Here is a 12,120-nt window from a genome sequence, read left to right on the forward strand (position 1 = left end):
GGCGTGAATGATTCGAATATTGTTGAACTTTTCTTTGTTTTTTATGGCGATGACTGCACTAAATACATGGGCGGTGACGGTTCAGGACAGCAAAGGGGCGTTTTCAATTGACTATGTACCAAAGCGGATTGTCGTGCTGGAGTTTTCTTTTGCCGATGCACTTGCGATTGTGGATGTTAAACCGGTTGGCGTCGCGGATGACAAAGACCCTGTGCGATTGTTGCCGGATATCCGAGCAGCGTTTGGAAGTTGGCAGTCAGTGGGAACACGTTCTCAACCCAGTTTGGAAGTGATCTCTGAGTTAAAGCCTGATCTCATTATTGCGGATATTTATCGGCATGAGGGTGTGTATTCTGAACTTCGAAAAATAGCGCCTACGTTAATGTTGCCCTCTAAGCGCCAGCCCTATGGTGAGTTGCTTAAAGCAACGGCGATCATTGGCAATGTGATTGGTAAAGATCAAAAAATGACAGCACGGTTACGTGAGCATGAACGTCTGATGAGTGCCTATAAGCAGCAACTTCCTCAAGGCATGGAAGTTCAAGTTGGTGTGGCGCGCGATGACGCGTTGTTCCTTCATTCAAGTGATTCGTACACGGGCGGGATTATCGATCGTTTAGGTCTTAAGTTCGCTAAGAGTATTAAAGACGATACAGCGCCTCGCCAAGCAAGCATGGAACAATTGTTGTTGATTAACCCTGAGAATCTGATTATCGGTGAGTATGTTAAACCCAGTATATTGGGTAAATGGCAGCATGAGCCGTTATGGTCGCTTTTGAAGTGCGTTCAAAATCATCGTATTTTCGGTGTCGATGCCATGCTTTGGGGTAAAAACAGAGGCGTGTTGGCATCGGAGAAAATGGCGGCTGACCTCGTATCCTATCTCGGGATTGATGCAAAATCGCGGCTTGTATCTCAATAAAATCTGCTGTCGGCGTACTTAGAATCTGAATTCTGGGGCGTGCATGAATAAGGGTCGTCATAATTTTTTCCAGTAAACAATCTAGCCTGAGATTTAATCTTTTAGTCGTTGGCTTTGTCTGTATATTATTTCTTTTGTTGTGGGTGAGTTTGTTCTCATTTTCAGCGTTTTCTCTTTCCCCGAGGTTGTCGTTACTTGCGCTGCTCCCTAGTCATTTTGTCGATGACGCCACGTTGTCTGATATCGGCTTTCGTATTGTCAGTGATATTCGTTTACCACGCGCGTTAGTTGCTGCGCTCTCTGGCAGTGCGCTTGCCGCTGCGGGTGTGATTATGCAAGGGATAACCAATAACCCGTTAGCATCGCCTTCTGTATTGGGGATAAGCGCGGGTGCTGCGTTAGGAATGGCGTTTGTTTCGACCTTGGCACCGTGGATGGGATTATTTGGGACGAATACCGCCGCACTAATGGGAGGCGGGATTGTTTGGGCTGTGGTCATGTTATTGGGCTCAAGTTGGCGCTCAGGTAGCGACCACAGCAAACTTGTCTTGGCTGGCGTGGCGATCAGTGCGTTATGTGCGGCACTGACAAAAGCGATGGTTATTTTAGAGGAAGATCAGGCGACGGGCGTTTTTATTTGGTTGGCGGGGAGCTTTGCGGATGCTCGATGGCCAGCTTGGTTTCACTTATGGCCTTGGGTATTGTGCGGCTCCATCGGCGCGATTTTGATTTCAGCGAAGTTAAATGTGCTTCAGTTGGGCGATGATTATGCAATCAACCTTGGTATGTCACCGACGCGGTATAAAATCGTTGGTAGTGTATTGGTACTGGTTTTGGTCGCAAGCGTGGTGTCAACAGCGGGAAGTTTGGGTTTTGTTGGTCTCTTAGTTCCCCATATGGCGCGTTTATTAGTGGGTATTGATCACCGCAAACTCATGCCGCTTTCTATGTTGATCGGCGCGTGTTTGGTGGTTGGTGCCGATATTCTTAGTCGGGCCATTGTTTTTCCGATGGAAACGCCAGCGGGCGCGCTTTTGGCTTTGATCGGCGCGCCTTTCTTTATCTATTTGGTTAAGAGGTCTTCCTAATCTTATGCGTGTGAAGGTCTTTTTCGGTGTTTCTTTAGGTTGCCTTTTATTGCTGATTGTCGCCAACCTTATGCTTGGTGCGGTCTCGATGGATCTTTCTAGAGTTATGAATGGCTTTTCTTCAACAAGTGAAGACTATTTTACGATTCATGAATATAGACTGCCGCGTATTATATTGGCGTTGCTGGTGGGGAGTATGTTGGCCCTTGCTGGTGCGCTTGTTCAAGGGGTAATCAGAAACCCGCTTGCTTCGCCCGATATTCTGGGGATCAATCATGGCGCCGGGTTGGCTGCCGTTGCGTTTATGACATTTTTTCCGGCGGCTAACATGATGTGGTTACCTCAGGTCGCGCTGGCTGGGGGATTACTGGCAGCAGTGTTGCTTTGGTATCTGGTTGGTTCGCGCAGTGGTAATGTTAAGTTCGCCATTACAGGCGTCGCAATCGCTGCCTTGTTTGCGAGCGCGATTGATTTCATTATGTTGGTTCACCCGCTCGATATTAACAATGCGTTGCTTTGGTTAACAGGCAGCCTTTGGGGACGTGGTTGGCGTCAAGTCGGGTTGATTCTTCCTTGGGTTATTTTGTTGCCGTGTGGCGTAATGCTTGCCAAAAGAATCAATTTAATCGACTTGGGAGAGGAGAGTGCAGTGACGCTTGGGGCGTCGCCCAATCGAACCAAGAAAATGGCGATTGGAATATCGGTTGGATTGACCGCATCCTGTGTTTCAATTTGTGGCCCGATTAGTTTTCTAGGGCTTGTTTCCCCTCATTTAGCTCGGTTTTTAGTGGGTGGGCGGCATCAGTATTTATTGCCTGCGGCCATGTTAGTGGGTGCAAATATTCTCTTATTAGCGGATTTGGTTGCGCGTACTATTGATCCACCGATTGAGCTGCCCGCGGGTATTGTGACGGCCATACTGGGCGGGCCTTACTTTCTTTGGTTATTGGTTAAAATGAGATAAGTCATGTCGATTCATTTTCAAAATGTTCAATTGGGCTACAAAGGCCATCGCGTTATAGAGGATGTCACGTTAACCATACCGGATGGTAAAATTACGGCGCTGCTTGGGCCGAATGGCTGTGGTAAGTCGACCTTGTTGAAATCCATTTCTCGAATCATCACACCGACTCATGGCTCAGTCAATTGGAATAGGCAAGATATCGCGTCACTTTCTCCTAAGTATCTCGCCACTCAAATCGCACTGCTTCCTCAAACTCAGCCTATTCCTGAAGCGATTCTCGTAAGGGAATTAGTCTCGTATGGACGAAGTCCTTATACTGGTTTTTGGGGCAAGCTTCAGCGTAAAGACGCGGATATTGTGAATGATGTTATGAAGCAGGTTGGCGTATTTGAGTTAAAAGATAGATATGTCTCGGATTTGTCTGGCGGCCAGCGTCAGCGTGTGTGGTTGGCAATGGTGCTCGCACAAGACACGCCTTATGTTTTGCTTGATGAACCCACTACTTATATGGATATCAATCATCAAGTTGAATTAATGGCCATTTTGCAGGAATTAAATAAGCAAGGTAAAACTGTTGTTACGGTTCTGCATGATATCAACCAAGCTGCTCGGTATTGTGACCACCTCGTTATTATGAAAGCTGGAGCGCTTTTGTATCAAGGCGCTCCGAGTGAGGTGATTACCGAGGATATGCTAAAGCGAGTATTTCAAGTTCAAGCACAGGTTCACCTTGATCCTATTGCCAATACGCCGATGTGCATTGTTGAAGATCGAGTTTAGAAGGTCTGTTGATGTGGGTTGAATAAGTGTTGGCTTGAGGTAGAACTGGCACCCTGCGATACAGCATTGCAGGGGCTTCTTTAGAATAGGGTGGTTAGAATTTAGACCACAGCAATCTATTTACGTATTTGCCCTAGGCGCTTTCTGCTAGGCGTTGATTTTGAGACTTTTGTAGGTAGTGAAACAGTGTATCTTTCAACAAAAGTCGACGTTTTTTGAACTCTTCTTCTTCCATTGTGCTGGCGAGTACAATCTCCTTTTCAATTTGCTCGATTTCACGATCAAGGTAGTGATACTCATCAAACAGCTTTTTAAAATGATTATCAGACGTTTTAAGTAGGTGTATCTCCTCTTTGTATTCGGGAAGCTCTTTGGCTAAAGAGTGACTTTCTATCGGCATGCCGTTCTCCTTGGACGCTGTGTTTTTCCGATTAGTTTTCTTCCTACTTGGTAGGAATTTTCACTTAAGATATCTTTTAGAATAGGACTACCTCGATAAGTATAGATTGATTTAAGTCAGTTTCTAATGAAAAAAGAGGAAATATTTAACTTTTATGTCGGTTTTATTAAGCGGACAGAGGTTGCCTGTCGGCGCTCATGATTTTCCGCTTTTTGTCACCCTAAAAATCATCAAATATTGGGTACGTAGGATCTTTACTCAATCTTTGTAAAACTTAGTGTTAACGAGAAAAGTTCGCTAAATTTGCTGACGAAGATTTTACCAACGAGTGACGCATTGCTTCGTTTTATTTGCATGAGGTTTGCTAAAAAATAAGTGTGGAATGAATGGGTATTCCACGTGTTTTAGGAGAACCAAAATGGAAATAAGCAGTACCAGCACTAATTTTAGTTTGAGTGCGCTTACGCAAGCTTCCAGTGCGAGTTCAAGCAGCTCAAACTCATTATCAAGTTCGTATTTAAGTAACTCAAGCGTTGAGGTGAGTAGTCTCGGTGCATTGATGTCTAAAATGTCGAGCATGAGTGATGACGAAAAAGAGGCGGCCGCCGCGTTTCGCGACAGTGTCTTAGAATCTGTTGAGGACGGCTCTTTTGATGCGGAGGAGCTTGTTTCTTCGGCATCGGATGAGCTGATTGCCTATGCGGAAGAGAATGACATTGATTTAGAAGAGCTGGCGAGTGAGATCGCCTCGGGCAGTCAACCGCCACCGCCTCCAGGAAGTGGTGCTTTGTCTATGCTTTCGTCTGAAGATATGGAAGAAGCAGAAGACTATCGCGAGTCGATCTTGGAAGCGGTTGAAAGTGGTGAGTACGACATTGATGAGCTGGTTGAAAATGCGCCAGATTCTGTTGTCGCCATGGCTGAAAGCATGGGCGTTGAAGTCGAAGAGTTGGTAACCAGTATCGCCAATGGTGACGATCCAGCCTCAACTGGAAGTACGCCTCCACCACCGCCTCCACCAGGTATCGAAGCGTACCAAAGCGTTGCCAGTGGCGGAACGAGTAGCAGTTCATCGACATCAGACTTGTTAAGTGAGCTATTAAGCAGTTAGCTTTAGATTAAGAATGTTCTTAATGCTGTTTGAGCTTTGCTAGATATAAAATCAGGTCCAAAAAACGCCTTATTCTTTGCGACTAGTGCTAAAGAATAAGGCGTTTTTTTGTTGTGTCGAGACAAGATGCTTTGGTCTGAATTAACTTTTCTGAATGCACTTGTTTGAATTAAGGGGTCTTTTATTAAAACTTCAGCGCAACCCTCGGTTTAGCGTCGTCATCTCGATCGATTTGAGGTGCACATACGAAAATACGGTTAGAAGCTATTCCCTTACCTACTAAATAGTCTTTGAGGGCGTTAGCTCTCTCATTTGCTAAGCCGTTTAAATAGGTGTTTTGTTGCTCTGGTTCGGCAATGGTGAGTTCGTCACTTTCACCTAAATCTCCCAGCACGGCGATTCCGCATGCTTTTACCTGACTGTCGGGCTTGTCTGTCATCAAGGCATTTAACTGATCAAGGTAGCTATGTTGTTCAGGCAGGATTTGCCCTTGCTGGAATGAGAACTCTAGCGGTTCGACCCGAATTTTAAGAATCTGCTCTCCGGCGATTTGAGCGATACTGATGACATTTGCATAAGGAACGAACGTTTGCATTAGGTAGCTTGCAGACGCTTTATAGAGTGCTTGTTTAATCGGTAGCATTAAGAATCCCGTCCATTTGAACTCAGGATTATCAACGTCACCTTCAAGAGGGATATCAAGCTCTATGTTACCTTGTCCATCTTTTAGCACACCGACGGCGATATTCAGAGGCATCGCACCCGTTTGTACGACCTTGCTGCTTTCTTGGCGGCCACCAAGATCAAATTCTCGGAAGACTAAGTGCGTATTACCTTCTAATTGTCCTTTGTCTGCATTTAAGTCCAGATCCATGTCCATTTGCCCTGAATCAATCCGGTAACCTAAAGCCTGTGCAATATAGGGCGAGTAGGGTGGGAGTTCTGTTTCCCTAATTGCCAGTTTGGACTGCATCGTCAGTTTGTTTGCGAAGGGTTGAATATCGGCATTCAAGTCAATGGTTGAATATTTGCCATTCCTCGCTTTAAGGAGAACGTGGGTAACGCTGTTGGGGTCTTTTGAATCAATATGTGTTGCCGTTAATTGGTCAATATCGATTGTGCTGTCTAGATCTGGCTCAACGCTCTTATCTAGAATCTGAATGTATGAGTTGTCGGAGAGGCTAAACTCGTGTAACCGTAGCGCAAACTTGTTTGAGTTGGTTTCGTCGTTGTTTAGATCTGTGTTTTTATTTGGTTCGGTGCTGTTATCAAGCTTTTCGCTGTTATTCGCATTGGTACGGTTATTAGCTGAACTGCTGTTAGTTGTACTTTCATGGGCAGTGCTGTTTTGATCCGACGCGTCATTAGCAGCAGGCAATGTGGCTAAATTGATGAGTTGTCGATTCTCGTCGAGTAATAGATGGGCTCTTAGCCCTTTTAGATCGATGCTTTTAATTTCAGCGTGTGTTTCTACTGCATTAACGTCTTGAATGGTTAATGAGTCTAGAACAGTAAGTGGCGGCGCGTCTTTTAGGTTAGAAAGCTCGATGTCAGCTAGCCTTAAGTGGGCGAGGGTGGCTGCGTACGCTGTGCCAGAATAACGTAATGTAGGTAAATCTAAGTCGACTTGTCCGACTGAGGCCAATACGTTCTCGGATTCAGTCAATATAAAGTGGGTATTGCTCACCTTCGTTTGTGCTGTTTTTGCATTGAGTTTGTCGTCTGATTGCACAACCTCTAATTGCTCTATGTCAAACGCCATTCGATCATTATTCAAATGCAATTGGTCAAGTGCAAGACTTGATTGATTGAGTTCTGATGATAAGGAGGTGGATAGTTTTAGCGTTTTATCTTCCGCTATGGTTGCGACTAGATTGCCGAGTTGAAGGTGTACGCTGTTATTCGATACTTTGGTCTTTGCGTTTTCGTACTGAAGGTTGTTGTTTTTCAGCTCAATACTTGGAACAGTCAGCGATATAGCGTTGCCTTCTTTATTGAGGGCAAACTGATTAACTTCTAGATTGAAAGATTGTGTTTGAACCTTGTTGTCTTCAAACGTGGCATCTAGCTTCTCAAGCGAGGTACTTAATATGCCCGTTGCGCTAAGTTCCCCATTTGAAGTGTTGCTGATGTTTGAGTTTGTTAGACGAACGTTTACTGTATCAAGCTGGGCGACGGCGTTTGGCACATCTGCGCTCAGCTTATTTAGATTCATATCAACTGAGGGAAGGCTAACCTCAAACTCAGTTGCGCCCACTTGTTTAATATTGCCTTGCAAAGACGTATTTATGTTTCCAGATAGAGGGCGGTATTCCTTAGGAAGGAAGTGCAAAAAGTCTTTTATTTCTGCATTTATATCGAGTGAGTTTAGCTTAATGTCTGCAAGAAACTGAAGGTATTGGATGTTTGATTTAAGTGCTAGGTTTGATTCATTAAAATTGAGATCAAGTGCGACATTGCCCGAAACGTCCAGTCCTTGGTTTTGAAGATCTTCTACTTGAAGGTACTTAATGGCAATGCTATCGGTGATATTGTCATTCAGAAGGTTGTGGATTTTAAATTGGCTATTATTAAACTCGAATTTTGGAACGACAAGGCGCCATGCCATTGAGCCATCTGAAGGGTTCTCTTGTGCTTGTTGTTCGGATGGCTTTTGAGGTTGAGTATGCTCTTCTTTCGATATTTCCGATCCCGAATCCTGTGTGTTATTGCTCTCATTGCTTGAGTTAAGTGGGATATTGAGTCCAGCGATGTTCCAAGCGTTTTGACTTTGAGAGGCATAGACAAACAAGCCATCTATTCTTGCATCGGAGATATACGCCGTTTTTTTAAACAATGGTGCGACGGAAACCTGTATGTCGAGACGGTTTAATTCAAGCTCTGTTGACTCTTCGTGAGACACGCGCACTTTTTCAAGATGAACGGAGGGCGGGAAAAAGTTGACGCTAATGTCGTCGGCGCTAAATAAACGGTTCTGTTGTTTGTAAAAGTCGGTTAAATACCAGTTAGCGACGGGTGGGATCGCTAACCAAATGGCGAAGATAAATAGAACTAAAAAGAGAGCAAAGTACAAGGTTATACGGGCAAGTAGACTGCGAGGTTTCAAACGATGGTGAATGGTCATAGGTTGCTTTTCTTTGGTGTTGTTATCCGAGGTCATACAAGATACTCATGATTCACTGTCTTTTTTAAGAGGCATTCTGAGCATATAGATACTGACGCAGACGCCGATTGTGACCAGTCCAATTGTCGCCCAAAAACGCCATACTATGAACATGGAAATAGACATGCCTAACCACATTACTATCAGTGCTCTGTTACGTACTTTTTTCGGTATTCCGTCACCAGATTGCCAGTCGAGAATAATCGGTCCGAAATATTTGTGGTTGATTAACCAATTGTGAAAACGCGTAGATGAGCGAGAAAAGCACCAAGCTGAAAGCAAAACAAGTGGTGTTGTAGGTAAGAGCGGAAGAAAGATGCCGATCACGCCAGTGACCAATGACAACCAACCCAATACAATGTAAAAAATGCGTTTGCCTTGCATTGTTCTCCCTTAGAGGTCGGCATTACTCCGCGTTAAAGCTGCAGTATAGGTGAGTGATGTGACAGCTTTATATAAAATCACTCGTTTTTAAATATCGCATACCTGATCGGCTATTGGCTATCGATTTAGCGGAGCCCGATCAGGTAGCGTTGAGTCTATTATGGTTTTTACGCGTTATGAGTTGCTGTTAAATAAAGATTCCATGGTTTCGGCGCTCTCTTGAGATTCGCTGAACTGAGACCAGCCTCCCATTTGTTTCCATCTGTTTACAATTTCACAAAAGAGTTCTGCTGTTTTCTCTGTATCATATTTAGCAGAATGGGCTTGAGAGTTACTAAACGGAATGTTGGCTGCTTCACATGCTTTAGCTAATACGGTTTGACCATAGGCTAAACCGGCGAGTGATGCAGTATCAAAGCTTGAAAAAGGGTGGAAAGGGTTTCTTTTTATTGAACAACGTTCTATTGCTGCATTTAAAAAACCATGATCGAAAGATGAGTTATGACCGACTAGAATGGCGCGCTTGCAACCGACAGATTTTAACTCTTTGCGAACCTTAGATAACATTTGTGTTAATGCTTCGCTTTCAGGCATGTCGTTTCTATCTGGGTCGAATGGATCGATACCAGTGAAGTCTAAAGCAGCTTTTTCAAGGTTTGCGCCTTCGAAAGGTTGTACTATATATTCAAGTGTTTCATGAATATATAAGTCGCCATTTTCATCCATTCTTAGGATGCTGGCGGCAATTTCAAGAAGAGCATCGGTTTTTTCATTAAAGCCTGCGGTCTCAACGTCGATAACAACAGGTAGAAAACCGCGAAAACGGTCTTTTATTTCATGGTTTGACAAAAGAGTATCCTTAATTCTGCCCTAAGCTCAGAAAAGAGATTGTGGTTGAATGGGATAATAACACACTTGCTAAAGAACGAGATATTGATAAATGGTAGTGACACGTAAAACACTTCGGCATTTAAGTGCGGCAATGTGTGTGTACTTTGTTTCAAGTGCGTCTTCGGCGTTGACGCGCTATCAGTCAGAAATTGATGAGTCGCAATGGCTGTTAAGTGGCGATATTTTTTCGTGTAGTTTGACGCACCCTGTTCCCCATTTTGGTACGGGCTATTTCGTCAAGGAAGCGGGCGAACCGATGAAGTTTATACTAAAGCCGAACAACGAAAAAATCGGCCCGGGGAAGGTTTACATTATTTCTCAGGCCGCGAGCTGGTCCCCTGGCGTAAACCCTAAAACGCTAGAGGTGCTTAAGTATCCAGGGTACGGCTTGACGGTCGAGGCAGGCGGTAAAGTAGCAGAGCAAATGTTAACCAGTCTAGACAGAGGGCGCCACCCTGTTATTGCTGGCACGGCATGGGAGAATGGCCGAGAAGCGGTTGAAGTATCATTAAGCAATATCAATTTCTTGCCTGCCTATCATCAGTTTCAGCGCTGTCTAGCGGATTTATTGCCCGTTAACTACGACCAAATTGCTCGAACTGCCGCATTGTTTCCGACGAATGGCGCTGATTTAACTGATCGTATTAAACATCGTTTAGATCTCGTTGCGCTCTATGTGAATAACGATCCGAGTATTCAATACATTTATATCGACGGCCATACCGATACCATTGGTTCACGCCGAGACAACCGAGAGCTTTCTAAAAAACGGGCTGAAAAGATCACCGCGTATTTGCTGGAGCAAGGTGTTCCTGCCGATATGATCGTGTCTCGTTATCATGGTGAGCGTTATCCAGTGGCAAGTAGCCGCACAAACCAAGGGCGTGAGCGAAACCGAAGGGTGACTATTCGCCTAGAGCGTATGGATCCGAATGCTAGATCTCTTTCTCAACCTGGGAACTGATCATTTTAAGTATTAAAGCCACAAAAAAGGCAGAATAAACATGGTTTATTCTGCCTTTTTTGCTTTACCAATTATAGGGCTTATCAAATCACTCTTTAAGAGAGCTTAAGATTGGACCAACCAGGTATTAAGGTCGTTAATCTTATCCAATGTTAATTCCCCAGTAAGCTCATACAGTGCAACCTGTTGAATGACAAAGTTGTATCGTAAGGTTTCGTATGTGCTTTGTGCGCTGTATAGGTTGGACTGCGCGCTAAGTAATTCAACTAAATTTCGCGTACCGACATCGTAGCCCGCTTGCGTCGCTTCTAGAGCGCTTTTGCGCGATACGATAAGTTGACGCTGGGCCTCAACTTGAGCCGACGTTGTTTGTAGCCCTAAGACGGCGCTTCGGATGCTTAACTCAATGGTTTGAAGGTTGCTTGCTTTGGTTTCATAAGCCGCTTCTGCGCTTGCGGTCGCTTGACGTACCTTGGCGGAAATAGAGCCACCGCTGTACAGTGGAATAGAAACACCTATGCCAATATTTGCATCGGTTGTTACGCCTTCTGTATCAGGGTTTACATCGCTATAGTCGTTGTCTGCTCGCGAAATAGAGCCTGTAATCGCAACTGTTGGCACTCGTCCATTTGATTTTTGAATGTCGACATTCTTTTGCGCTGCTTGCACGGCTAACTCAAGTGATTGCAGCGATTTATTGTTTTGTTTGGCTTTTGCAATCATTGACTCTGCAGTAATCGAAGGTTCAACTTTGATTGGGTAGCGCTCAGAAAGGGCGGGAATATCAGATAATACTTTTCCGGTGCGTTGTTGCAATGTTTTCTGAGCCAGAACCACATCCGATTTAGCGCTTAGTTCTGTTACTCTGACAGAGTCGTATTCCGCTCTTGCATCTTGTAAGTCTGTAATGGATACAAGGCCAACATCGTATTGTTTTTGGACGCGCTCAAGCTGGCTGGCGGTGCTTTTGACTTGTGCTTCTACTGTGTCTAGTGTGGCTTTTGCGATCAGCAGCTGAAAGTATTCTTTCAGCGTATTCGATGCCAAGTCTTCTTTTGCGTTTTCAAGATCTACCCCCGCGCTATCAAACTGAATCTCAACGGCGTCGACCGCATAGTCAAGGGCGGGTGAATAGATCGGATAATTCAAATCGAGTGACAGACTGTTTGAGGTATAGTCTGTGCCAAATTTCGGTGCTTCCTGATGGCCGTAACCTAGGCTACCAGAGAAGCTAATCGATGGGTAAAGGCTACCTTTTGTGGATGTGACAGACTCCTGTTCAGATCGATAAGTTGCCGCAGCAGCGCGCAAGCCAGGATCGTGTTTCTGAGCCAGTTGGTAGACTTCCAACAAGGTTTCAGCATGAAGTGGTGCAGAGCAAGCTGCGGCTGTCACAATGGCAGAGATAATATGCTTTTTCATGGATCTTTGTGTGTCCTTGTTATGAAATAAA

Annotated in this window: 11 protein-coding genes; 6 read left to right on the top strand and 5 right to left on the bottom strand. The window is 44.7% G+C overall.

Annotation, left to right across the window (positions count from 1 at the left end):
• The first annotated feature begins 7 nt into the window (after window positions 1-7).
• The 4 genes from MARME_RS07195 to fecE all read left to right on the top strand — a co-directional run bounded on the left by MARME_RS07195 (window position 8) and on the right by fecE (window position 3,754).
• Entirely contained in the window at window positions 8-922 is a 915-nt protein-coding gene (locus MARME_RS07195; protein ID WP_013660604.1) for a Fe(3+) dicitrate ABC transporter substrate-binding protein, read from the top strand.
• Window positions 923-1,059: 137 nt separating this feature from the next.
• Window positions 1,060-2,010, top strand: a complete 951-nt coding sequence (locus MARME_RS07200) for an iron chelate uptake ABC transporter family permease subunit (protein ID WP_396627735.1) — start codon at window positions 1,060-1,062, stop codon at window positions 2,008-2,010.
• Between the two features lie 4 nt (window positions 2,011-2,014).
• Window positions 2,015-2,974 carry a Fe(3+) dicitrate ABC transporter permease subunit FecD gene (gene fecD, locus MARME_RS07205; protein WP_013660606.1) on the top strand — a complete coding sequence of 320 codons (960 nt, stop codon included), beginning with the start codon at window positions 2,015-2,017 and terminating at the stop codon, window positions 2,972-2,974.
• A gap of 3 nt (window positions 2,975-2,977) precedes the next feature.
• On the top strand, window positions 2,978-3,754 hold the full coding sequence (gene fecE / locus MARME_RS07210; RefSeq protein ID WP_013660607.1) for a Fe(3+) dicitrate ABC transporter ATP-binding protein FecE: 777 nt from the start codon (window positions 2,978-2,980) through the stop codon (window positions 3,752-3,754).
• 133 nt (window positions 3,755-3,887) lie between these two features.
• Here the strand turns inward: fecE and MARME_RS07215 are convergent, their stop codons facing one another.
• Window positions 3,888-4,154 carry a YdcH family protein gene (locus MARME_RS07215; RefSeq protein ID WP_013660608.1) on the bottom strand — a complete coding sequence of 89 codons (267 nt, stop codon included), beginning with the start codon at window positions 4,152-4,154 and terminating at the stop codon, window positions 3,888-3,890.
• Between the two features lie 418 nt (window positions 4,155-4,572).
• Here MARME_RS07215 and MARME_RS07220 point away from each other — a divergent pair, with 418 nt between their 5' ends.
• Window positions 4,573-5,265, top strand: a complete 693-nt coding sequence (locus tag MARME_RS07220) for a hypothetical protein (protein WP_013660609.1) — start codon at window positions 4,573-4,575, stop codon at window positions 5,263-5,265.
• A gap of 184 nt (window positions 5,266-5,449) precedes the next feature.
• Here MARME_RS07220 and MARME_RS07225 read toward each other — a convergent pair whose 3' ends face one another.
• From MARME_RS07225 to rnt, 3 genes are all read right to left on the bottom strand, one after another.
• On the bottom strand, window positions 5,450-8,425 hold the full coding sequence (locus tag MARME_RS07225; RefSeq protein WP_013660610.1) for a DUF748 domain-containing protein: 2,976 nt from the start codon (window positions 8,423-8,425) through the stop codon (window positions 5,450-5,452).
• Between the two features lie 9 nt (window positions 8,426-8,434).
• Entirely contained in the window at window positions 8,435-8,812 is a 378-nt protein-coding gene (locus MARME_RS07230) for a YbaN family protein (RefSeq protein WP_013660611.1), read from the bottom strand.
• 174 nt (window positions 8,813-8,986) lie between these two features.
• Window positions 8,987-9,661, bottom strand: a complete 675-nt coding sequence (gene rnt / locus MARME_RS07235) for a ribonuclease T (protein ID WP_013660612.1) — start codon at window positions 9,659-9,661, stop codon at window positions 8,987-8,989.
• Window positions 9,662-9,752: 91 nt separating this feature from the next.
• On the opposite strand from rnt, the gene MARME_RS07240 reads away from it, so the two are divergent.
• Window positions 9,753-10,667, top strand: coding sequence for a flagellar protein MotY (locus MARME_RS07240; RefSeq protein WP_013660613.1), 915 nt, complete (start codon window positions 9,753-9,755; stop codon window positions 10,665-10,667).
• Between the two features lie 105 nt (window positions 10,668-10,772).
• On the opposite strand, the gene MARME_RS07245 is transcribed toward MARME_RS07240, so the two are convergent.
• Window positions 10,773-12,089, bottom strand: a complete 1,317-nt coding sequence (locus MARME_RS07245) for a TolC family outer membrane protein (protein ID WP_013660614.1) — start codon at window positions 12,087-12,089, stop codon at window positions 10,773-10,775.
• Window positions 12,090-12,120 lie beyond the last annotated feature (31 nt).

The sequence above is a fragment of the Marinomonas mediterranea MMB-1 genome (genome assembly GCF_000192865.1).
In the GTDB taxonomy this organism is placed as follows: Bacteria; Pseudomonadota; Gammaproteobacteria; order Pseudomonadales; family Marinomonadaceae; genus Marinomonas; species Marinomonas mediterranea.